Origin of the sequence: Bacterioplanoides sp. SCSIO 12839 (assembly GCF_024397975.1) — a bacterium.
Lineage (GTDB): Bacteria > Pseudomonadota > Gammaproteobacteria > Pseudomonadales > Oceanobacteraceae > Bacterioplanoides.
In genome coordinates this window covers 3,233,140-3,255,009 of sequence record NZ_CP073745.1, presented here as the reverse complement: position 1 = coordinate 3,255,009, position 21,870 = coordinate 3,233,140, and the positions used below count along the sequence as shown (strand labels likewise).

Below are 21,870 nucleotides of genomic sequence, written 5' to 3'. Positions count from 1 at the left end.
TGTGGTTCAAATCGCCTGATTAAAAAAAATTATCACTCTGATAGAAAATATCAGCAGAAAAAAGCCGGAGAGATTTGAACCCTTTTGTTGTCCAACCCGCTCTTACGGGTATGAACGCAATGATTATGAACCACCCTATTAACGATACTTCTGGCAAGTCACAACGTGTCTTTGGTGGCCAGGCAGCCGCTGATAAGCAAACCGCTTCTGCTAAAGAAAGCGAGCAGCGTGATCTGGCTGACCGGATTGATCGGCAAATGTTAGAGGCAATTGCTGAATCCCGTAGCCGTGTTGTGATGCAGCAGTTTTATCAACGTTATCAGACCCGGTTATTGCCTTTTTTGCAGCGTATGACGCCGGATCGGTCGCTGACAGAAGAAGTGTATAACGATGTCATGATGACCGTTTGGGATAAAGCCGACTCTTTTCGCGGCCAGTCACGGGTATCCAGCTGGGTGTTTTCGATTGCTTATCGTGCCTGTTTAAGACGTTTAAAACGGCATCAGGTCTATCAGAAATTAAAAGACTTCCTCAGCTTTTCAGCAGAGCAACAAGAAGAGCTGGCGCATAACGAAGCATCACAACTGGAATCCGGAGACTTAGTGGCCAAAGCGTTAAAAACGTTACCCGATAAACAACGTATCGTTGTTGAACTGGCTTATTTTGAAGGCTATTCCGTGGCTGAAATTGCCGAGATTGCCGATTGTCCGGTTAACAGCGTAAAAACCCGTTTATTTCATGCCAGAAAAAAACTGGGGCAGTATTTAACCACACAGCAGGGGGCTTCCGATTATGCCGACACCATCTCCCTATGACATGATCAGTGATTATCTGAACGGCCACTTAAATGCTGAAGATCAGGCCTGGTTTGAAGCTCAGTTACAGCAGGACAAAACGTTAAATACCTTGCTGCTGCAAGAGCAGAAAATGCGCGGTCATGTGCCATCGACAGAACCTTTGGTGCAGCCGGATTTTGCCAGATTTGAGCAGCAGCTGGATAAACGTGAGCGCAGCACCTGGTTAAAACCAGCACTGCCGCTGGTAACGACCTGCTGTTTATTAATGGCTTTTTTTTTGCCGGACTTTTTACACAACACATCGCCTATTTCTTCGGCACCAACTTCTTCAGCGCCGACTTCGAGCGGGGAGTACATTACCCTGTCGCAGCCGCAACAGTACGAGGCTGATACCGTGCGTTTAATTGCGGCCAATCAGGCAGTACTGGAGCAGCTGATTGCTGAATATCAATTGCAGGTGATTAGCGATTATCCGGGGACCTCTGTCGTGGATGTTAGTGCGACACCAATCGCGTTAACGTTGCTGGACCAGGTACAGGCAGACCCGCGTATTATTCAGGCTAAACATTTAGCGCGTCAGCAGCAGGCTAACCCATGAAACCGTTACGGCGTTGGACAACCTACATGATGCTGGCAGGGCTGAGCCTGATGATGAGTGCCTGCAGCAGCATGACGACCACAGAAAAAGCGGCCATTCCGACGGATGTAAAACCACTGCTGGTGGTGATTAAAGATTCGCGTGGAGAACAAAAACGTCATGCCATTCCTGGCCCTGGGTATCAGCCAACCATGGCGTACCAGAATGATCCGGCACTGGCACGCCTGACCGCAAAAATAGCGCGCCATTATCAGCTGACGGTATTTCAGCAATGGCCGATTCGCTCGTTACGACTGCATTGTTTTTTAATTGCACCACCGCAAGCAGCAACGCTGGAAAAATTAGAAAACGATCCAGACGTTTTATGGGTACAACCCTTTAATGAGTACAGCGTACAAAGCAGCAAAAAATACCCACAGTACGATGAAATAAAACGTTACTTTGATCATTCACATCAGGAAGTGGCCGATGTCAGCGTGGCCGTGATTGATACCGGATTGGATCGTGAACACCCGGCATTACAGGGCAGTGAACTGAGTTATTTTGACTTTGTGGGTGAGCGCAGCGATATGCCATCGCATCAGGAAAAACACGGACTGGCGGTCACTGGCCTGATGGCGGCCCAACCTGCTGATCCAACAAATAATCAGTCCGGGGCAGTTACAGGCTTAGTCACTGGGCTGATTTACCAGGCCGACTTTTATCATTTGCGCGGCTGCTGGCAGGTGTCGGGTGGTGGTGGTCGTTGTAATACATTAACGCTGGCATTGGCACTGGATAAAGCGGCGGAATTACAGCCGGATATTCTGAATCTCAGTTTAACCGGCCCGGAAGATCGGGTGCTTACCGCGTTAAGCCAACATTTACAGCAACAGGGCACCCTGATTATCTCAGCGTATGATGAACATCGCGCTGCACAGCAGCGATTCCCTGCTCCCGGAGATGGGGTGCTGTATATTTCGGGTGTTTCAACCAAGCTGTCGGAGTTACCTCAACGGCATCCCAGTATTATCAGAGCGCCTATGTCGGCTCTGAGTCTGGCTCCGGATCAGGGCTACGATGTTATCAGCGGCCATTCCATCGCCACGCCACATATCAGTGCCGTGGCTGCGCGCGTTATGAGCTTGCATCCGGAATTAAATCGTAATCAGGTGGTCAAAAAAATACGGCACTGGTCAGGAAAATATTTTTCTGAGCAAGAGCAACCACCACCGCAGCAGCAACCGCACAAAACATTAACGCATAAAAGGTACAGCGATGAGGAATAGCCATCCTGTCGTTTTATTAGTCATTATTAGCCTGTTTTTATCCAGCCAGTCATCAGCGACTGAGCTGGATTTTAGTCGTTTAAGCCTGGGCGCTCAGTGGCAGAAAAATCGCCTGTATTATGGTCAGACTGAAACCCAGGGTAACCCCTCTCTGAATCTGTATTCACGTTATGAGTTATCGCGTTACGCTTATGTTGGCGGTGATTTTAATGAAGCACAAGCCGATGGTCAGCGGCAGCGCCATCGCAACGTGAATGGCTTTCTGGCGGCGGATTATCCGATTCTGGATGGGCGCCTTTATGTCGGTGGCAGTATTAAACAACGCTGGTTTTTAGGCGCAGGGCAGAATTGGAATTACCATGAATGGGGTGCACAGCTCTGGCACCCAACGGGTGTGGTATTGCGGGCGGAATATGCGCCTGATTTTTACCACCTGAGCACATCGGCACTGTTATTACACACTGGCATCACTCGTGCATTTAACGACCAATGGTACTGGCAGGCACAGGCCAATCGCTTTTCTTCACCAGAATCGGATAAAGCCTTCTTTTATCAGGCCGGAGTGGGGTTTAACCATGGCCGCTGGAATATTGAGGCAGGTTTTTATTATGCCCCGCAGCCCGGTGCGTCTGTACCGGGTGGGCGTATAGAACCGTCGCAAATATTACTGCAAACGAGCTGGGCGGTTTTTTAGGGAATTATAATGTTGGAGATTTTAATCTTAATTCGATATTGATTTTCTTCTCATGGCGATGCAGCCTCCAGCCGCTCTGTCAGGAAATCCAGCAATAAACTGGTTTTGGTGGAAGACCAGCGGCTGGCTGGGTATAAGCCCCAGATACCTTCCTCTTTAGGTTGCAGGTGTTCGAGCAATGTCACCAGTCTGCCAGCGGCAATATGATGGCTGACGTACTCAGCCGGTAATTGCGCAATACCAATGCCTTTTAATACCGAGTCCACTAACGAAATACCGCTGTTGCAGCGCAAACTTCCAGAGACAGTAATGTTTCTTTCCTGAGTGATTGAACCGGTATGTTCGGTAAAGCGCCAATGACTAACGGAGCCAACCAAACAATTGTGGTGTTTTAATTCCGACAGAGTATTCGGCTGGCCCATACGATTGATATAAGCCGGTGAGGCGCATGTATAAATCTGGCGGCTGGATAGTCGCCGTGCTCGCAAGCGGCTGTCTTGTAATTGCCCGAGGCGGATCGCCAAATCAAAGCCAGCGTCGGTGATATCCAGTTTAGTATTCGACAGCTCCACTTCTAACGACATTTGTGGGTACAGCAGCAGGAAGTCGTTGAGTAACGGCATCAATACACGTTCGCCATAGGTAATGGGAGCGGTTAAACGCAGTTTGCCTTTGGGCTGGGTTTGTTGCTCCAACAGCTCGTGTTCGGCCGATTCAAAGCCTTCGAGTAACCGTTGGCAGGTCTGATAGTAGTGCTTACCAGTATCGGTTACCGTGACTTTGCGAGTGGTGCGATGCAGCAACTGAAGCCCGAGCCGTTGCTCTAATGCATTTACCTGGCGGCTGACTTGTGCGGTGGATATCTGCAAACGTTCGGCTGCGGCGGTAAAGCTGCCGGATTCCACCACGGCGACAAATTCGGCAATGCCTGCCCATTGTGGAATTGGTGTCATCAGACATCTCCAGCGTCTTAATTATTACCGTAGTGTAATAGTGATTATCAAATCTGGCTATTATCACTTTGGGGTCGCTAATATAGGATGTTTCTATTGGTACAGAGTTGAACTGTGTGCTTGAGAATACAACGAATAAGGAAAATACGATGAGTGCAGAAACCATTACCTGTAAAGCCGCTGTTGCCTGGGCAGCAGGCGAGCCGCTGAAAATCGAAAATGTGCAAGTGGCTCCGCCAAAAGCTGGCGAAGTGCGTATCAAAATTAAGGCTACTGGTGTGTGTCATACCGATGCCTTTACGTTATCGGGTGAAGACCCTGAAGGGATTTTTCCAGCCATTCTGGGCCATGAAGGCGGCGGTATTGTGGAATCGGTAGGCGAAGGTGTGACCAGTGTTGCCGTGGGCGACCATGTGATTCCGCTGTACACCCCAGAATGTGGCGAGTGTAAGTTCTGTACTTCAGGCAAAACCAACCTGTGTCAGCAAATTCGTGAAACTCAGGGCAAAGGTCTGATGCCGGATGGTACCAGCCGTTTCTCCATCGATGGTGAACCAATTTTCCATTACATGGGTTGCTCGACTTTCTCGGAATACACGGTACTGCCTGAAATTGCGTTAGCCAAAGTTAACCCAGAAGCGCCGTTAGAAGAAGTGTGCTTGCTGGGCTGTGGTGTGACCACGGGTATGGGCGCGGTAATGAATACCGCCAAAGTACAGGAAGGTGACACGGTTGCTATTTTTGGTATGGGCGGCATTGGTTTAAGTGCAGTGATTGGCGCCACCATGGCCAAAGCCTCACGCATCATCGCCATTGATATTAACGAATCCAAATTTGAGCTGGCCAAGAAGCTGGGTGCAACCGATTGTATTAACCCGAAAAACTTCGACAAGCCAATTCAGGAAGTGATTGTTGAAATGACCGACGGCGGGGTGGATTTCTCATTCGAGTGTATCGGCAATGTCAACGTGATGCGTTCTGCGCTGGAATGTTGCCATAAAGGCTGGGGCGAATCAGTAATTATTGGTGTTGCCGGTGCAGGTCAGGAAATTTCAACGCGTCCGTTCCAGTTAGTGACTGGTCGTGTATGGCGCGGTACTGCCTTTGGTGGTGTTAAAGGCCGCAGCGAGCTGCCAGATTATGTTGAAAAATATCTGGCCGGTGAGTTTAAGTTAAACGACTTTATTACTCACACCATGGAGCTGGAAAAAATTAATGAAGCATTTGATCTGATGCATGAAGGGAAGAGCATTCGCTCTGTTATTCACTATTAAAAACTCACGTTTTTAAGATGCTAAATTAAAAAGGGAATAACGATGTCTCTCGAATTAATTGCTCAAAATAAAAGTTTTGGTGGTTGGCATAAACAATATTCGCATGTGGCTGAGACTACCCAGTGCAAAATGCGTTTTGCGATTTTTCTGCCACCACAAGCGGCCACTGATAAAGTGCCAGTGTTGTATTGGTTGTCGGGCTTAACCTGTACCGACGAAAACTTTATGCAAAAAGCCGGTGCGCAAAAAATGGCCGCCGAACTCGGTATTGCGATTGTTGCACCGGATACCAGCCCGCGTGGTGATGAAGGGTGTGATGTTCATGGAAATGCAATTGCTAATGATGAAAATTACGACCTGGGTCAGGGTGCCGGTTTTTATCTGAATGCCACGCAATCGCCCTGGGCGCCGCACTACAATATGTACGATTATATTGTGCAGGAATTGCCAAAGCTGATTGAAGCGAATTTTCCGGTATCGGATAAAAAAGCGATTTCTGGTCATTCCATGGGTGGACATGGTGCGTTAACTATTGGTCTGAAAAACCCGAACAGCTATCGCTCTGTTTCGGCTTTCAGCCCGATTGTGAATCCGCTGGATTGCCCCTGGGGGCAAAAAGCATTCAGTGCCTATTTGGGGAATAACAAAGCAGACTGGCTCGATTATGATGCCTGTGCCTTGATGCAGAAAAGTCAGGAAAATCAGCATCTTGAAATATTAATCGATCAGGGCCTGGGAGATAACTTCCTGGCAGAGCAGCTGAAAACCGACAACCTGAAAAAAGTCGTAGCTGAGGTGGATTATCCGGCAACCATTCGTATGCAGGAAGGTTACGACCATAGCTATTATTTTATTGCGTCCTTTATTGAAGAGCATTTAGCGTTTCATGCGAAACACTTAACGGCCTAAAATTGCGACAGAAATGAAAAGCCTCTGATAATTTCTTATCAGAGGCTTTGTTTGTTACGTTTTCTGCGCACTGGTCTGATCAGGCTTCGGCAACCAGCTGCTTCAGCATGCCGTACAGCTCGTCTTTTAAATGCAGACGACGTAGCTTCAACTCTTCCAGTCGTTCATCCGAAGCGGCTTCGACTTGCTCTTCAATTTTACGAACTTCGCGGTCAACGTCATGGTACTCATCAAACAGACGGGCGAAGTGGCGGTCCTTCATTTTCAGCTCACGAATTTGTGGGCCCATGTCTGGGAATTCGTGATGAAGATCGTGGTGTTCAATCATAATTTGCCTCCTGTAAACAACACATTCAGAGTACCGTGTTGTTTACGAGGCTTATTGATACAAATCAGGTCTGCGCAAAGGTGGCGTGAACTCCCGCCAATATTTGATGCAAATCAAGTCATCAACGGGCTTTAATCAGTGCCTGATTGATCCATTGTTTTAATTGCGGGGCTGGCAGTGCTCCGGCCAGACGGTCTATCTCTTTGCCTTGCTGAAACACAATCAGAGTTGGTATGGAGCGAATACCAAACTGGGCACTGATTTGTTGTGCCTGTTCGGTATTCACTTTGGCAAAGCGGGCACTGAACTTCATATCGCTCGCTACTTCTTTAAAGATAGGTGCCATCATCTGGCAGGGGCCACACCAACTGGCCCAGAAGTCGACCACAACCGGCATGTCGTTTTTCTGCAGGAAACGAGCAAAATCACTGTCTGTTAAGTCCATCGGGAAGCCATTAAATAAATCGTGCTTACAGCGGCCACACTGCCCTTGCTCGTTGGTACGTTCAGCAGGAATGCGATTAACGGCTCCGCATGACGGGCAGGTGGTGTGCATTATCAAACTCTCTTAGCCGGGAAAATGACGGCTGACTTTTTCCACAAAGGCGGCTTTTTTAATTTCACCAATAATGCGGGCATCGACAACTTCACTGCCATCGTTAAAGAACAGCAGTGACGGTGGGCCAAACACATCATGATCCTGCATAAAGGCGACATGATCTTCGCTTGAGTCGGTGACATCCAGTTTGACCCAGTTAATATGGCTGAACTGCTTTTGTACGTCGGTCTGGGAGAAAATTTCGGCATCCATTACTTTGCAGCTGATGCACCAGTCAGCGTATAAGTCGACCATCACCGGACGTGGGCTGTTAGCAATAATGCTTTTCAGCTCAGCGACTGAGGTTGTTTTACGAAAAGCACTTTCAGAGGATGCTGTCGCTGTTTCAGCTGTGTTGGAAGCCGCTTTTACTGCCAAAGGCTTTAAAGGGTCCGACTGGCCTTGCAGAACACCCACAAAAGCAATTGCGCCATACAGGAAGAATACCCAGGCGATACCTTTGACGATGCGTTGTTTGCCAGACGCAGCAGGTTCGAATGCACCTAATACTACGCCGTATACCAGTGCCAGTAACGCCCATAACAACAGCGACACCTGAGCCGGCAGGAAGCGTGATAATAACCAGATGGCAACACCTAACAGCAGGATGCCGAAGAAAGCTTTGATCTGATCCATCCAACCGCCAGCTTTTGGCAGCATTGATGCACCTGTGGTACCGAGCACAATTAACGGTGCGCCCATACCCAATCCAAGAGCCAATAGTGCGCTACCGCCCAACCAGGCATCGCCGGTTGTGCTGAGATAAACCAGGGCACCGGCTAATGGCGCCGATACGCAAGGAGAAACCACCAGTGCGGACAATACACCCATAATAAAGACACTGAACCATTGGCCGCCTTGTTGTTTCTGGTTCAATTCGTTTAAGCGGTTGCGCAGACCAGATGGCAGCTGCAATTCGTATAAGCCGAACATCGCCAGTGCCAGTGCGACGAATAAAACGGAGAAAACGGTAAGCACCCATGGGGTTTGCATCCATGCCTGGATATTGGCCCCTGCGCCTAATAAGCCGACAGTTAAACCGGCCGCCGCATAGGTGAGCGCCATACCTAATACGTATATGCTCGACAGGGCAAAGCCCTTGGCAGGAGAGGTGTTGTTCTGACCCAGCACTACAGTGGTCAGAATTGGCACCATGGGTAACACACATGGGGTGAAGGTCAGGCCAATACCTAATAAAAAGAACAAGCCAACAACAGCGCCCCATGAGCGGTTAGCGAACCAATCATCTTCGCTGGTTGCCGCTGCAGTCTTGCTTTCAGTTGAAGCTTGCGGAGGTGTGGCGACATTGCCTGCGATTGGCTGTGAGTTGGCTGGAACGGGTTGATAGTCCAGTTTCAGTCGTTGTGGTGGATAGCATAAGCCCGCGTCGGCACAACCCTGATGGTTCAGCTTGTAGGCACCTTCTTGCAGGCCTGTTAAATCAAAGCTGACTTCAAGTTCATGATAAAACGCCGTGACTAAGCCAAAGGCTTCGTCCTGCTTTTCTTTACCTTGCTGAGAGTAATAATCCGGGAAGAGTTTATTGTCGCCTTGTTTGATATACAGGCGACTTTTATAAAGATAGTAACCGTCAGCGGTATCAAAACGCACATTCAGGCGATTGCCTTCGGTTTCAGTGGTTAACGGGAATGCCTGGTCAACAGGCAGAAATTGTGGCTCATCGTTGCCAACGATTTCATCGAGAATACTCGCCTGAGCAGGGGTAAGATTTAATAGCAGCAGGAAAAAAGCAGCTATTACCGGATATAAGCTCAGTCTGCGTTGAGGCGCAGCAGGCACAATAATATTCTTCAAAGTAACACGTCCTCATGGTCAGATACGGACGCTGTCAGCCTGCTTATTCTGATTTTAATTAAGCGAGGTCGCCAGCGAGCGGGCTCATCAGGTGTTGCGTTTCACGGCTAACAAAGCGAGCGCCTGTAACGCTGCTTTGGCATCAGAATCCGGTAAAAGTTTCAGATGTTGTTGTGCTCTGTCGGCACATTCATCGGCTTTCTGGCGGGTATAATCCAGCGAGCCATTATCACGAACGATGCGTAATACGTCGTCCATATTGTCGAGGCCACCTTTACGGATTGCCTGACGAATCAGTTTGGCGTCAGCCTCAGGGGCATTGGCCATGGCGTGAATCAGCGGCAGTGTTGGTTTGCCTTCTGCCAGATCATCACCAACATTTTTCCCCAGCGTTTCAGCATCACCTTCATAGTCCAGTACGTCATCAATGAGCTGGAAGGCCATACCAAGTTCTTTGCCATATTCTTTTAATGCAACCGCTGTGTTTTGTTCAAGCTTCAGTAAGCGGGCGGTTGAGTGTGTTGAGGCTTCAAATAACATGGCGGTTTTGCCATGAATCACATCCATATAACGCGCTTCATCAACATCCGGGTTTTTCACGTTGGTCAGCTGCAGTACTTCGCCTTCGGCAATGACGCTGGTGGCGTTGGATAAGATATCCATCACTTCCAGCGACTTCAGTTCTACCATCATCTGGAAGGCACGGCTGTATAAAAAGTCGCCGACCAGAACGCTGGGAGCATTTCCCCATTTTGCATTGGCGGTAGGGTTGCCGCGGCGCATATCCGACGTATCCACTACATCATCGTGCAGCAAGGTGGCGGTGTGAAGGAACTCGATCACAGTCGCCAGTTTTATGGCGTCATCATCGCAGCGGTTGAAGGCTTTTGCTGTCATTAACACCAGTAGTGGGCGGATACGCTTACCGCCACTGGATACAATATAATCGGCAATCTTTTCAACCAGCGGAATGCGTGAGGAAAGTTGCTCATGAATCAGCGAGTCAACGGCCTGGAATTCGTCTTTGATGACGGCGAGGATGTCTTGAATTTGCATGGTGGTGTAAGCCGCGTGCCCTGAACTGCTGAATGGATCGTTAACGTGGCCGCAAATGCTATGTAGCCGGGAGGGGTCTGTCAAGAATTACGACGCTGGTTGGCTTGCTTTCGATTTCAGCCTGGGGTATAGTCTCGCGCCCCGAAATTCTGCTCTCTGCTGATATGGAAACCAGAGTGTTGCCAATAGATGTAGAAAATGACTGACAGGCAGTCTAAGTAAGAAGCGGTGTTTAAGCCGGGTATTTAAATAGCGCAAATTAGCGGAGATCGTACTATGTACGCAGTAGTGGTAACTGGCGGTAAGCAATACCGTGTTGAAGAAGGCCAGACTCTGAAAGTAGAGAAGCTGGAAGTTGAAACTGGTTCAGCAGTTGAACTGGAAAAAGTATTATTGATCGGCAACGGCGACGACGTAAAAATCGGTCAGCCAGTTGTTGAAGGCGCAAAAGTAACTGCTGAAGTCGTTGCTCACGGTCGTCACAAGAAAGTGAAGATCATGAAGTTCAAGCGTCGTAAGCACCACATGAAGCAAATGGGCCACCGTCAGTGGTTCACTGAGCTGAAAATCACCAGCATCGCTGGCTAATAACTGTAGACAATTTAATTTTCCGAGGCCCGGTGTTGATGTGCCACATCGACCGCTTCCGCAGAGTAGCAGCGGCTTCATTGAAGGAGAGATATTATGGCTCACAAAAAGGCTGGTGGTAGTACCCGTAACGGTCGCGATTCCGAAAGTAAACGCTTAGGCGTAAAACTGTTCGGTGGTCAGGCCGCTAAAGCAGGTAACATCTTAGTTCGTCAGCGTGGCACTAAATTCCACGCGGGTGAAAACGTTCGTATCGGTCGTGACCACACTCTGTTCGCAACTGCTGAAGGTTCAGTTAAGTTCGAAGTTAAAGGTCCTAAGAATCGTAAAACTGTTAGCGTTATTCCTGCTTAATTAAGCGTTTAACGACAACAGATAAAATTGCCCTGGCAGCTAATGATTAGTGTCGGGGCATTTTTGTTTATAAAACCCTATCTATCTTCGTTCGAGGTACGTGATGAAATTTGTCGATGAAGCTCCAATTGTCGTTGAGGCAGGCAAAGGCGGTAATGGCTGTATGAGCTTTCGTCGGGAAAAATACATCCCGAAAGGTGGCCCGGACGGTGGTGATGGCGGCGATGGTGGTTCCATTATTCTGGAAGCCGATGATGCCGTTAACACCCTGATTGATTACCGTTATACCCGTCGCTACCGTGCGCCAAATGGCGGCAATGGCACCAGCCGTAACTGTACCGGAGCGAAGGGTGAAGATCTGATTCTGAAGGTGCCTGTCGGTACCACAGCGATTGATGTTGATACCGGCGAAACGCTGGGTGACTTAACCGAAGATGGCGAGCGCCTGATGGTAGCCCGTGGTGGTTACCATGGTTTGGGCAATACCCGTTATAAGTCGTCGACTAATCAGGCCCCACGTCAGACTAAGCCGGGTCAGCCGGGCGAATCCCGTAACCTCAAGTTAGAGCTGAAGGTGCTGGCGGATGTCGGTCTGTTGGGTTTGCCAAATGCCGGTAAGTCAACCTTTATTCGTGCTGTGTCTGCGGCTAAGCCAAAAGTGGCCGACTATCCGTTCACTACTCTGGTGCCAAACCTGGGAGTGGTGAAAATTGAAGATCACCGTTCTTTTGTTGTTGCCGATATTCCGGGTCTGATCGAAGGCGCCTCTGAAGGTGCTGGTTTAGGTACGCGCTTTCTGAAGCACCTGGTACGTACTCAACTGTTATTGCACATTGTTGATATGGCGCCGTTTGATGAGTCTGATCCGGCTGAGCGTGTGATGGCAATCAGTCAGGAGTTGGAGCAATTCTCACCAGGTCTGGCGCACCGTGATCGCTGGTTGGTGTTAAATAAGCTGGATATGGTTGATGCCGATGAGCGTCGGGCGCGTGTTGATGCCGTGCTTGAAAAGCTGGATTGGCAAGGACCAGTATTCGAAATTTCGGCACTGCAGCGTGAAGGCACCTTTAAACTGAGCTGCGCCATTATGGATTATATGGAAGAGCGTCGTCAGCGAGCTCAGGACGATGAAGAGTTTGCCGAGCAATTGTTGGCCGAGCGTGAGATGGTTGAGCAGGAAGCGCGTGAGCACGTTGAGATGCTGGAAGAACGTCGTCGATTAGAGCGTATGGCCCGTAAAGCGATTCAGTCTGAAGACGACGACGATGATGACGACGATTATGATGTTGAAGTGGTTTATACCAACGAATAAGCCTCGAGCCTAAGTTCATAAGTAACGAATAAGTCGATGAGCACTGAACTGACAAATCAACGGAAGAAATTAGCTCAGCAAAAACGCTGGGTGATTAAAATTGGTAGTGCCTTGCTAACGAATGATGGGCAAGGTCTGAATCGTGATGGCATGGCCAGTTGGGTGGAGCAAATTGCCCGCTTGCTGGAGTTGGGCCACGAGGTGGTGCTGGTTTCTTCAGGCTCGGTGGCTGAGGGTATGACGCGCTTGGGGTGGAAGACTCGCCCGGATAATGTACATCAGTTACAGGCGGCTGCTGCGGTTGGGCAGATGGGGTTGGTGCAGGCATATGAAACTTCCTTTGCTCGTTTTGAAAAATCCACCGCACAAATTCTGCTGACTCACGATGATCTCAGTGATCGCACTCGCTACCTGAATGCTCGCAGTACGTTAAAAACCCTGCTTGAGTTGGGTGTGGTTCCCATCGTTAACGAGAACGATACGGTTGTAACCGATGAAATCTGTTTTGGTGATAACGACACGCTAGGTGCGCTGGTTGCCAACTTAGTTGAAGCCGATGTATTAGTGATTCTGACCGATCAGGATGGTTTATTTACGGCTGATCCACGTTCTAATCCCGATGCTGAAATTATTCATCAGGGTCAGGCCTCTGATGAACGTTTTGCTGCAATGGCTGGCGGCGGTGGTGCGTTAGGTCGTGGTGGTATGGTGACCAAAGTGCGCGCCGCAACATTGGCGGCACGTTCTGGTGCGGATACGGTGATTGTTGGTGGTCGTATCGACAATGTTATTTCCCGTCTATACGATGGCGAGTTGCTGGGTAGCTTGTTGTTGGCTGATAAGGAGCCGGTTGCTGCACGTAAGCAGTGGATTGCCGGGCATCTGCAAACTCATGGTGAGTTGGTGTTGGATGCTGGTGCGATCAAGGCACTTCGTGAGCGCGGTCGCAGCTTATTGCCGATTGGGGTAATTGCGGCGAATGGTCGTTTTGAGCGCGGCCAGGTGGTTGCCTGTAAAGATGAGCAGGGCAGGCTGGTTGCGAAAGGGCTGGTTAATTATAGCCGCTCAGAAGCATTAAAAATTTTGAAGACGCCAAGTGTAAAGCTTGAAGAAGCGCTTGGTTTTGTGACAGCACCAGAAATGATTCATCGCGATAATTTAGTGGTTATCTAGCGGCGATAAACAAATAAAGAGATCTACAGGATTGTTTTTCAAAAACAGCAACAGGATGTTGCGTGCCCATCGCAGGCACATGGATGTGCCTTACGATGGGTGTGGCTGAAAAATAATGCTGTGGAATCTCGCAGTTTTAACGTTAAAAATACACTGCAGTTATCACCGTTCAACACGCCGTAAATACATCCCTGTAGGCTCGGCTGCTGCTCCCTGCAGCAGACGGTTGAACAGCAATAACTCCAGTATATTTCTCAGGAGAGCGAAATGATCGAGCAAGTAAATGTTGCTGGTATTGAAGTAAGCAACGACAAACCATTCGTATTGTTTGGTGGTATGAATGTACTGGAAAGCCGTGACCTGGCCATGGCGATTTGTGAGCACTACGTCAAAGTGACTGAAAAGCTCGGCATTCCTTATGTATTTAAGGCGTCTTTCGACAAGGCGAACCGTTCTTCTATTAATTCTTACCGTGGCCCGGGTATGGAGGAAGGTCTGAAGATCTTTGAAGAGATTAAATCGACTTTCAACGTGCCAATCATTACCGACGTTCATGAGCCATTCCAGGCGGCTCCGGTTGCAGAAGTGGTTGATGTGATTCAGCTACCAGCTTTCCTGGCGCGTCAGACCGATCTGGTGGTGGCTATGGCTGAAACCGGTGCTGCGATTAACGTGAAGAAGCCGCAGTTCCTGGCGCCACACGAAATGCGTCATATCATCAAAAAGTTCGCAGAAGCGGGCAATGAAAAAGTGATGTTGTGTGAGCGTGGTTCCAGCTTTGGTTATAACAACCTGGTGGTTGATATGCTGGGCATGGATGATATGAAGAAGCAGGCGCCGGTTATCTTTGATGCCACACACGCGCTGCAACGCCCGGGTGGCCGTGCGGATTCCGCGGATGGCCGTCGTGCTCAGGCATTTGAGCTGGCACGTTCCGGTATGGCATTAGGCTTGGCAGGCTTGTTCCTGGAGGCACATCCAAATCCGGCTGAAGCGAAATGTGACGGTCCTTGTGCGCTGCCGCTTGATAAGCTGGAGCCGTACCTGGCGCAAATGAAAGCCGTTGATGAGCTGGTGAAGTCGTTCGAGCCAGTGATTATCGACTAACTGATTGTGGTTAACTCTTAGTTGAGCATTAGATGTTCACTAAGAGTTGACACCCGAGGGGGATATCAGGATAATTCCGGCCCTCTTATATGGGGCGCCTTGATAGCCCTTTGACTTGAACAACCAATTTTGAGGAGCCGACTGTGGCAAATTCCGCTGGTTCTCGTAAACGCGCCCGTCAGGCTATCAAACGTCGCGCGCGCACTGTTGCACTGCGTTCTATGGTTCGCACTTACATCAAGAAAGTACAAGCTGCTGTTGCTTCTGGCGACTATGAGCAAGCTCAAGCTGCTTTCACTAAGTCTCAGCCTTACATCGACAAGATGGTTAACAAAGGTATCATGCACAAGAATACTGCTGCACGTACCAAGAGCCGTCTGAACGCTAAGGTATTCGCACTGAAAGGCTAATAGCTTATCAGTTCGACGAAAAAACCCGCAGTTGCGGGTTTTTTTATGCCTGTTTGAAAGGTTTGTTGTGGCTTCAGTTCTGGTTGTTTTTCAGTCGCCGCGCCGAAGTGCTATCCCTGGCCCTGCCCCGCTAGCGCGACATCCTGTCGCTGCTTTGAAAAAACCGGAGTCAGAGCCTTAAAAATCAAAGGCCAAAGCAACGGAAGAGTTATGGAAGATAAAACACCGCCAAAAAAGAGTCGGGAGAAGAGCAGTGACGGCAGCCTGCTGAGGTCTTCTTCCATCGTCAGTGTGATGACACTGCTCAGCCGTGTGCTGGGTTTGGTGCGAGACGTGATGGTGGCTCAGTACTTTGGTGCTCGGGCAGATGCCTTCTTTGTTGCATTTAAAATCCCTAACTTTTTCCGTCGCTTATTTGCCGAAGGGGCGTTTTCCGTTGCCTTCGTTCCGGTGTTAACCGAATACAAAACCCAGCGTGGCCTGATTGAAGTAAAGTTGCTGATCGCTCGGGTATCGGGTGTGCTGGGAATGGCTTTATTGGGCATCACGGCGCTGGCATTGCTGGGGGCAGACTATCTTCCCTGGGTCTTTGCTCCGGGCTTTCGTGAAGATCCGGAAAAATTCGCCCTAACCGCAGACCTGCTGCGCATCACCTTTCCGTATTTGCTATTTATCTCACTAACCGCGTTTGCCAGTAGTGTGCTGAATGCTTATGGACGGTTCGCTGTACCGGCTTTTACGCCAGTGCTGTTGAATTTATGTCTGATCTTCTCCGTTGTGGTAATGACGGAGTGGTTTGTTGAACCGCTGTTTGCACTGGCCTGGGGGGTGTTTATGGCTGGAGCGGTTCAGTTGCTGTTCCAGCTCCCCTTTATTGCTCAACTAGGTTTGCTGGTTCGACCGCAGTATCAGCCGAAAGATGAAGGCGTTCGTCGCATTGGTAAGCTGATGATTCCGGCATTGTTTGGCGTATCTGTGAGTCAGATAAACCTGCTGTTAGATACTTTGTTGGCCTCTTTCCTGGAGAGTGGCAGTGTCAGTTGGCTGTATTACTCCGATCGTCTGAACAACCTGCCGTTGGGTATTTTTGCTATTGCCATTGGTGTGGTGATTCTCCCGGCGCTTTCTCAAAAGCATGCCGCTGAGAAGGGGCAAGAGTTTGCCAAAACGCTGGATTGGGCGATCCGTATGGTGTTTTTGCTGGCATTGCCCGCCGCACTGGCGCTGGTAACGCTGGCTACACCGCTGATGGCAACTATTTTCTACCACGGTGAAATCACGGCTTACGATGTTGGCAAGATGACCCTGAGTTTGCAGGCGTACGGTTCTGGCTTGTTGGCCTTTATGATGATTAAGGTGCTGGCGCCGGGTTATTACGCCCGCCAGGATACTAAGACGCCGGTGAAAATTGGCATTCAGGCGATGGCGGTGAATATGGTGCTGAATCTGGCGTTGGTATTCCCGCTGCAGCACGTTGGTCTGGCGTTGGCGACATCGCTGTCGGCGTATTTTAATGCCTATATGTTGTATCGCGGTTTGCGAAAGCAGGGTGTTTATGCCGCTCAGCCGGGTTGGTTATCGTTTGTTGCCAAGGCCGCTATTGCCAATGTGGCGTTGTTTGTTGTGATGTTCTGGCTGATGGGCAACCCTCAGCAATGGCTGGAGTGGAGCACACTGGAACGCAGCGGTTGGATGGCTCTGATTGTGACTGCCGGGGTGTTTGTTTATTTCGCTATTTTGATTGTTGCAGGCCTTCGCCCTCGTCATCTGAAAGGTCAGCTTTTCTAACAAGAGGAAAGCAATCACATAGTATTTTCAGCCGCCGGATCGAACGGCACATCCCTGTGCCGGCGATCCTAACGCGACATCCTGTCGCTGCTATGAAAATCTATCTGACTTCTTTCCTTTAATTGACCAAAATCTGGCCATAAAACTGCTGTCACCTGGGCGGCTGGTTGGCTATAATCCGGCCTTTTCGTTTTTTCGTGGGTTTGCTCAGATGCGTGTTTTACGCGGCCTTCATACCATTACTGCTGATTTCCCCGGTTGTGTTGCTACCATCGGGAACTTTGATGGTGTGCATCTGGGTCATCAGGGCATTCTTAAGTCGTTAAAAGAAGTGGCTGAGCTAAAAGGCGTTCCCACTTTGGTGATGATGTTTGAGCCGCAACCCAAAGAGTTTTTTGCTCCGAATGCCGCGCCTGCACGTTTAGCCAATGTGCGGGAGAAGTTTCAGGATCTGAAAGAATACGGTGTCGACTATGTCTTGTGTCTGCCGTTTAACCAGAATCTGCGCTCGATGTCGGCAGATGACTTTGTGCAGAAAATTCTGGTCGATGCCTTAAAAATACAACACTTGATTGTCGGTGATGACTTCCGCTTTGGTTGTGATCGCAGTGGCGATTACCAGCTTCTGCAGCAAGCGGGCGTCAAGTCAGGCTTCAGCGTTCAGGATACCCCGACGCTGGAGTTGGATGGCGAACGTGTTAGCAGTACTCGCGTACGCTCTGAATTATCCAGTAATAATCTGTCTCGTGTTGCTCGTCTGTTGGGGAAAAGTTATCGCATGAGTGGTCGGGTCGCTTTTGGTCGCCAGTTAGGGCGTACCATTGATACCCCAACGGCGAATGTGATGGTGAAACGTCAGAAGCTACCTTTGAATGGCGTCTACGCTGTGCGTGTATTGCTGGATGATCAGCAAGCGGAGCGTGGTGCAAACGAATATTTTGCCGTGGCTAATGTGGGTGTAAAACCGACCATTTCCGGTACCCCTGAGCCATCGTTAGAAGTGCATCTGTTTGGTTTTAAAGGTGATCTGTATTACCAGCACCTGACGGTGGAGTTTCTACACAAGATCCGCGATGAACAGAAGTTTGATGGCCTGGATGCACTGAAAGATGCCATCGAAAATGATAAACGTGCAGCCAAACAATATTTTGCCGCATTGCCGAATTCGTTCCGCAGTGCCTGAACCTGTTTTAACAACCTATTTTCTGAAGTTGCCGCCATTAGGCGCTTCAATTTATTAAGTGAAGTGACCCTGCTATGAACGACCGCTCCAAAAAAGAGACCGTGGAAAGCCAATACAAGTCAACTTTGAACCTGCCCGATACGGATTTTCCGATGCGTGGTAACCTGGCGAAGCGTGAGCCTGAAATGCTGGCGCGCTGGGAAGAGATTGGCCTGTATCAGAAAATTCGTGAAGCACGTGCAGGTCGCGATAAGTTTATTCTGCATGATGGCCCTCCGTATGCGAACGGTAAGATTCACATTGGTCACGCGGTTAACAAGGTTCTGAAAGACGTCATCATCAAGTCTCAGACCTTAAGCGGTAAAGATGCGCCATACATCCCAGGCTGGGACTGCCATGGTCTGCCAATCGAGCTGAAGGTCGAAGAGAAAGTTGGCAAAGTTGGTGCTGCCAATGCTGATGGAAAAGTTGTCACCGCCAGCGAATTCCGTAGCCACTGTCGTGAATATGCAGCTGAGCAGGTAGACGGCCAGCGTCAGGACTTTAAACGTCTCATGGTCTTAGGTGATTGGGAAAACCCATACCTGACCATGGACTTCAAATTCGAAGCCAACATCATCCGCACTCTGGGTGCCATCATTGATAAAGGCCACCTGCACAAAGGCTTTAAGCCGGTTAACTGGTGTAGCGATTGTGGTTCTGCTTTGGCCGAAGCGGAAGTGGAATACGAAGATAAGCAGTCCATCTCCATTGATGTGAAATTTGCTTTCCCGGATAGCGCGGCGATTTTGTCGGCCTTTGGTGCGGATGCGTCTCACGCTGACAAAACCGTAAGCATTGTGATCTGGACCACCACGCCATGGACCATCCCGGCAAACGAAGCGGTATCGGTTCACCCAACGCTTGAATACTCGCTTGTATTACTGCAAGAAGCGAATGAAATTCTGCTGCTGGCGGCAGACCTGGTCGAAGATGCGATGCAGCGTTATGGCATCGAAGCTTACGAGGTACTGGCAACCGCTAAAGGCGCGGCGTTTGGTCAGTTAGCTGAGCAAGATGCTGCACCATTCAGCGTTAAGCATCCGTTTATGCCAGGTAAAGAAGTGCCTGGTGTTTCAGGTGAAGAGAAAGATGGTTCAGCCGACAAGTTCGTGCCAATCATCACTGGCGATCATGTAACGGCTGATTCTGGTACAGGCTCAGTTCACACCGCACCTATGCACGGTGTTGACGATTACAACGTGGCGAACGCGTTTGGTGTGACCGCTGAGCAAATGCTGGTTGATAACAACGGTAACTTTATTGCGACACCAGCACTGGATGCATTGGAACTGAGTGGTTTAAGTACGGCTGATAAAGGGGTTTTCCGGGTATTAGGTCTGCTGGCAGAAAAAGGTGCGTTGCTGAAAAAAGCCAAGATCACCCATAGTTATCCACACTGCTGGCGTCATAAAACGCCGATCATCTTCCGTGCCACGCCGCAGTGGTTTATCAGCATGAATCAGGCAGGCTTGCTGGATACCGCGATGCATGAGGTGGATAACACCATCGAATGGCGTCCGGGTTGGGGTAAGGCCCGTATCGAAGGCATGATGACCGATCGCCCGGACTGGTGTATCTCGCGTCAGCGTACCTGGGGCGTGCCGATTGCGCTGTTCGTGCATAAAGACACCAGCGAATTACACCCGAACAGCGCTGAGCTGATTGAAAAAGTGGCTCTGAAGGTTGAAGAGAAGGGCATTGATGCCTGGTTCGATCTGGAAGCAGAAGAGTTGTTAGGTGCTGACGCCGCCGACTACGTCAAAGTGACCGATACGTTGGATGTTTGGTTTGACTCCGGTGTGACTCACACTGCGGTATGTAAAGAACGCGATCAGCTGCAATTCCCAGCGGATCTGTATCTGGAAGGCTCCGACCAACACCGTGGCTGGTTCCAAAGCTCATTGTTAACGTCAGTCGCCGCACACGGTCAGGCGCCGTATAAAACGGTTCTGACTCATGGTTTCACCGTGGATGCGAATGGCCGCAAGATGTCTAAGTCGCTGGGCAACACGGTTGAGCCGCAAGCTGTGATGAACAAGCTGGGCGGTGACATCCTGCGCTGGTGGGTAGCGGATACTGACTACAGTGGTGAGATGACGGTTTCGGATGAAATCCTGAAGCGTAACGCCGATGCTTATCGTCGTGTGCGTAACACCTGTCGTTTCCTGCTGGCCAACATTAATGGCTTTAACGCTTCAACTGATATGGTAGATGGCAAAGACCTGCTGCCGCTGGATGCCTGGATGGTGAACTACACCAAGGCATTGCAGGAAAAAGTAATTGCCTACTATCACGATTACGACCTGAAAGGCTTGACCAAAGCACTGATGAACTTCTGTGTGACTGAGCTGGGTGGTTTCTACTTGGATGTGATCAAAGACCGTCAGTACACCTGTAAAGCGGATGGCCTGGCACGTCGTAGTGCTCAGACCGCACTGTTCCACGTACTGGAAGCCATGGCTCGTTGGATTGCGCCAATTTTGTCGTTCACCGCAGAAGAGATCTGGGAATGTCTGGCTGCCGCAGGTTCTGAACGTGAAGAATCGGTAATGCTGAGCGAGTGGTACACCAATTTCCCTGCAACATCTGTGGGTGAATTTGATGACAGCTTCTGGAAAGATATCCTGGCCGCCAAAGCCGCAGTAAACGGTGTGTTAGAAAAAGCACGTGCTGATAAAACCATTGGTGCCAGTTTAAGTGCCGAAGTCGAACTGTTTGCTTCGGAAGGCATCAAAGCGCAACTGGATAAACTGGGTAACGAACTGCGTTTCGTACTGATTACCTCTGGTGCTGTTGTGTCTGATTTTGCTGCGGATGCCGGTGAAGAAACGGAACTGGAAGGGTTGCGCGTTGCTGTAAAAGCTTCTGAAAAAGAGAAGTGTGAGCGCTGCTGGCACCATAGTGATGATGTAGGCAATAACGAACAACATCCAACGTTGTGTGGCCGTTGTGTTGAAAACGTAGAGGGTGACGGCGAAGTTCGTCACTACGCGTAATAGAGGCTACTGATGATGTCTAAACAAGGTTCAGCAATCATCTGGTTATGGTTGGCGGCTCTGGTATTTGTACTGGATATCGCCACCAAGCAAATCGCCGAAGCTTTCCTTAATTACGGCGAGCCTGTGTATTTGTTACCGGTTCTGGATTTCACTCTGTTGTATAACAAGGGTGCAGCATTCAGCTTCCTGGCGAATGAAGGTGGCTGGCAGCGCTGGTTCTTCACCGCGATTTCGCTGGTAGTCAGTATTGTGTTGATTGTTTGGTTGAAGAAATTACCGCGTACTCAGCTCTGGTTGCCAATTGCCCTGGCGCTGATTTTAGGCGGTGCATTGGGCAATTTGTTTGATCGTGTGCTGTTTGGTCATGTGATCGACTTTATTTCTGTGCACTGGGAGAAGTCATATTTCCCGGCCTTTAATATTGCCGATTCAGCCATTACCGTCGGTGCCATTATGATGGCGATTGATATATTTTTAGAAGGCAAGCGGGAAGCTCAGCAGAAAGCTTCCTGATTTTTCGATATCACAGGAAGTAACCGGTGCATAGTTTTTCAGCCGCCGGATCGGACGGCACATCCATGTGCCGGCGATTCTACCGCAACATCATGTTGCTGCTTTGAAAAA

21 protein-coding genes are annotated in these 21,870 nt (G+C 49.6%); 16 read left to right on the top strand and 5 right to left on the bottom strand.

Translation table 11 applies throughout. The features are described from left to right. Window positions 1-125: 125 nt before the first annotated feature. The 4 genes from KFF03_RS14795 to KFF03_RS14780 are packed head-to-tail and all read left to right on the top strand — an operon-like array spanning window position 126 to window position 3,357. The gene (locus KFF03_RS14795; protein WP_255857684.1) at window positions 126-815 is read left to right on the top strand and encodes an RNA polymerase sigma factor; all 690 of its coding nucleotides are present in this window, start codon (window positions 126-128) and stop codon (window positions 813-815) included. Next, entirely contained in the window at window positions 793-1,395 is a 603-nt protein-coding gene (locus KFF03_RS14790; protein ID WP_255857683.1) for a hypothetical protein, read from the top strand. The genes KFF03_RS14795 and KFF03_RS14790 overlap by 23 nt, the downstream gene beginning before the upstream one ends. Continuing rightward, window positions 1,392-2,663 (top strand): S8 family serine peptidase, encoded by a 1,272-nt coding sequence (locus KFF03_RS14785; protein ID WP_255857682.1) that lies wholly within the window; start codon window positions 1,392-1,394, stop codon window positions 2,661-2,663. The genes KFF03_RS14790 and KFF03_RS14785 overlap by 4 nt, the downstream gene beginning before the upstream one ends. Next, complete coding sequence (locus KFF03_RS14780) at window positions 2,653-3,357, top strand: hypothetical protein (RefSeq protein ID WP_255857681.1); 705 nt, start codon at window positions 2,653-2,655, stop codon at window positions 3,355-3,357. Before KFF03_RS14785 ends, KFF03_RS14780 begins: the two co-directional genes overlap by 11 nt. 50 nt (window positions 3,358-3,407) lie before the next feature. On the opposite strand, the gene KFF03_RS14775 is transcribed toward KFF03_RS14780, so the two are convergent. Next, window positions 3,408-4,310 (bottom strand): LysR family transcriptional regulator, encoded by a 903-nt coding sequence (locus KFF03_RS14775; RefSeq protein WP_255857680.1) that lies wholly within the window; start codon window positions 4,308-4,310, stop codon window positions 3,408-3,410. A gap of 149 nt (window positions 4,311-4,459) precedes the next feature. On the opposite strand from KFF03_RS14775, the gene KFF03_RS14770 reads away from it, so the two are divergent. Together KFF03_RS14770 and fghA are read left to right on the top strand one after the other, a co-directional pair. After that, entirely contained in the window at window positions 4,460-5,584 is a 1,125-nt protein-coding gene (locus KFF03_RS14770) for an S-(hydroxymethyl)glutathione dehydrogenase/class III alcohol dehydrogenase (protein WP_304941507.1), read from the top strand. Between the two features lie 42 nt (window positions 5,585-5,626). Then, window positions 5,627-6,493, top strand: coding sequence for an S-formylglutathione hydrolase (gene fghA, locus KFF03_RS14765; RefSeq protein ID WP_255857679.1), 867 nt, complete (start codon window positions 5,627-5,629; stop codon window positions 6,491-6,493). 79 nt (window positions 6,494-6,572) lie between these two features. Here fghA and KFF03_RS14760 read toward each other — a convergent pair whose 3' ends face one another. From KFF03_RS14760 to KFF03_RS14745, 4 genes are all read right to left on the bottom strand, one after another. After that, window positions 6,573-6,821 carry a YdcH family protein gene (locus KFF03_RS14760; RefSeq protein ID WP_370647414.1) on the bottom strand — a complete coding sequence of 83 codons (249 nt, stop codon included), beginning with the start codon at window positions 6,819-6,821 and terminating at the stop codon, window positions 6,573-6,575. Window positions 6,822-6,942: 121 nt separating this feature from the next. Further along, on the bottom strand, window positions 6,943-7,377 hold the full coding sequence (trxC, locus tag KFF03_RS14755) for a thioredoxin TrxC (RefSeq protein WP_255857678.1): 435 nt from the start codon (window positions 7,375-7,377) through the stop codon (window positions 6,943-6,945). A 12-nt stretch (window positions 7,378-7,389) separates the two neighbouring features. Next, the gene (gene dsbD, locus KFF03_RS14750; RefSeq protein ID WP_255857677.1) at window positions 7,390-9,234 is read right to left on the bottom strand and encodes a protein-disulfide reductase DsbD; all 1,845 of its coding nucleotides are present in this window, start codon (window positions 9,232-9,234) and stop codon (window positions 7,390-7,392) included. Between the two features lie 87 nt (window positions 9,235-9,321). After that, complete coding sequence (locus KFF03_RS14745) at window positions 9,322-10,290, bottom strand: polyprenyl synthetase family protein (RefSeq protein ID WP_255857676.1); 969 nt, start codon at window positions 10,288-10,290, stop codon at window positions 9,322-9,324. A gap of 276 nt (window positions 10,291-10,566) precedes the next feature. On the opposite strand from KFF03_RS14745, the gene rplU reads away from it, so the two are divergent. From rplU to lspA, 10 genes are all read left to right on the top strand, one after another. Then, window positions 10,567-10,878: a 50S ribosomal protein L21 gene (gene rplU, locus KFF03_RS14740; RefSeq protein WP_068659635.1), complete on the top strand. Its 312-nt coding sequence runs from the start codon at window positions 10,567-10,569 to the stop codon at window positions 10,876-10,878. A gap of 96 nt (window positions 10,879-10,974) precedes the next feature. After that, window positions 10,975-11,232: a 50S ribosomal protein L27 gene (gene rpmA, locus KFF03_RS14735; protein WP_255857675.1), complete on the top strand. Its 258-nt coding sequence runs from the start codon at window positions 10,975-10,977 to the stop codon at window positions 11,230-11,232. A gap of 103 nt (window positions 11,233-11,335) precedes the next feature. Then, window positions 11,336-12,544 carry an Obg family GTPase CgtA gene (gene cgtA, locus KFF03_RS14730; protein WP_255857674.1) on the top strand — a complete coding sequence of 403 codons (1,209 nt, stop codon included), beginning with the start codon at window positions 11,336-11,338 and terminating at the stop codon, window positions 12,542-12,544. Between the two features lie 36 nt (window positions 12,545-12,580). After that, window positions 12,581-13,717 carry a glutamate 5-kinase gene (proB, locus tag KFF03_RS14725; protein WP_255857673.1) on the top strand — a complete coding sequence of 379 codons (1,137 nt, stop codon included), beginning with the start codon at window positions 12,581-12,583 and terminating at the stop codon, window positions 13,715-13,717. Window positions 13,718-13,984: 267 nt separating this feature from the next. Then, window positions 13,985-14,824 (top strand): 3-deoxy-8-phosphooctulonate synthase, encoded by an 840-nt coding sequence (gene kdsA, locus KFF03_RS14720; protein WP_255857672.1) that lies wholly within the window; start codon window positions 13,985-13,987, stop codon window positions 14,822-14,824. A gap of 143 nt (window positions 14,825-14,967) precedes the next feature. Beyond that, complete coding sequence (gene rpsT / locus KFF03_RS14715) at window positions 14,968-15,234, top strand: 30S ribosomal protein S20 (protein WP_255857671.1); 267 nt, start codon at window positions 14,968-14,970, stop codon at window positions 15,232-15,234. 210 nt (window positions 15,235-15,444) lie between these two features. Next, a complete protein-coding gene (murJ, locus tag KFF03_RS14710) occupies window positions 15,445-17,022 on the top strand; it encodes a murein biosynthesis integral membrane protein MurJ (protein ID WP_255857670.1) in 1,578 nt (525 codons plus the stop codon). A 211-nt stretch (window positions 17,023-17,233) separates the two neighbouring features. Further along, complete coding sequence (ribF, locus tag KFF03_RS14705) at window positions 17,234-18,205, top strand: bifunctional riboflavin kinase/FAD synthetase (RefSeq protein WP_255857669.1); 972 nt, start codon at window positions 17,234-17,236, stop codon at window positions 18,203-18,205. 74 nt (window positions 18,206-18,279) lie between these two features. Next, the gene (gene ileS / locus KFF03_RS14700; RefSeq protein WP_255857668.1) at window positions 18,280-21,243 is read left to right on the top strand and encodes an isoleucine--tRNA ligase; all 2,964 of its coding nucleotides are present in this window, start codon (window positions 18,280-18,282) and stop codon (window positions 21,241-21,243) included. 15 nt (window positions 21,244-21,258) lie between these two features. Continuing rightward, on the top strand, window positions 21,259-21,759 hold the full coding sequence (gene lspA, locus KFF03_RS14695; protein WP_255860935.1) for a signal peptidase II: 501 nt from the start codon (window positions 21,259-21,261) through the stop codon (window positions 21,757-21,759). Window positions 21,760-21,870: the final 111 nt, after the last annotated feature.

Coding starts and splice junctions, on each gene's coding strand:
- KFF03_RS14795 (WP_255857684.1), top strand. CDS start 126: ATGAACCACCCTATTAACGATACTTCTGGCAAGTCACAACGTGTCTTT.
- KFF03_RS14790 (WP_255857683.1), top strand. CDS start 793: ATGCCGACACCATCTCCCTATGACATGATCAGTGATTATCTGAACGGC.
- cgtA (WP_255857674.1), top strand. CDS start 11,336: ATGAAATTTGTCGATGAAGCTCCAATTGTCGTTGAGGCAGGCAAAGGC.
- proB (WP_255857673.1), top strand. CDS start 12,581: ATGAGCACTGAACTGACAAATCAACGGAAGAAATTAGCTCAGCAAAAA.
- KFF03_RS14780 (WP_255857681.1), top strand. CDS start 2,653: ATGAGGAATAGCCATCCTGTCGTTTTATTAGTCATTATTAGCCTGTTT.
- KFF03_RS14745 (WP_255857676.1), bottom strand. CDS start 10,290: ATGCAAATTCAAGACATCCTCGCCGTCATCAAAGACGAATTCCAGGCC.
- rplU (WP_068659635.1), top strand. CDS start 10,567: ATGTACGCAGTAGTGGTAACTGGCGGTAAGCAATACCGTGTTGAAGAA.
- trxC (WP_255857678.1), bottom strand. CDS start 7,377: ATGCACACCACCTGCCCGTCATGCGGAGCCGTTAATCGCATTCCTGCT.
- ribF (WP_255857669.1), top strand. CDS start 17,234: ATGCGTGTTTTACGCGGCCTTCATACCATTACTGCTGATTTCCCCGGT.
- murJ (WP_255857670.1), top strand. CDS start 15,445: ATGGAAGATAAAACACCGCCAAAAAAGAGTCGGGAGAAGAGCAGTGAC.
- KFF03_RS14760 (WP_370647414.1), bottom strand. CDS start 6,821: ATGATTGAACACCACGATCTTCATCACGAATTCCCAGACATGGGCCCA.
- ileS (WP_255857668.1), top strand. CDS start 18,280: ATGAACGACCGCTCCAAAAAAGAGACCGTGGAAAGCCAATACAAGTCA.
- lspA (WP_255860935.1), top strand. CDS start 21,259: ATGTCTAAACAAGGTTCAGCAATCATCTGGTTATGGTTGGCGGCTCTG.
- kdsA (WP_255857672.1), top strand. CDS start 13,985: ATGATCGAGCAAGTAAATGTTGCTGGTATTGAAGTAAGCAACGACAAA.
- KFF03_RS14775 (WP_255857680.1), bottom strand. CDS start 4,310: ATGACACCAATTCCACAATGGGCAGGCATTGCCGAATTTGTCGCCGTG.
- KFF03_RS14770 (WP_304941507.1), top strand. CDS start 4,460: ATGAGTGCAGAAACCATTACCTGTAAAGCCGCTGTTGCCTGGGCAGCA.
- KFF03_RS14785 (WP_255857682.1), top strand. CDS start 1,392: ATGAAACCGTTACGGCGTTGGACAACCTACATGATGCTGGCAGGGCTG.
- rpmA (WP_255857675.1), top strand. CDS start 10,975: ATGGCTCACAAAAAGGCTGGTGGTAGTACCCGTAACGGTCGCGATTCC.
- fghA (WP_255857679.1), top strand. CDS start 5,627: ATGTCTCTCGAATTAATTGCTCAAAATAAAAGTTTTGGTGGTTGGCAT.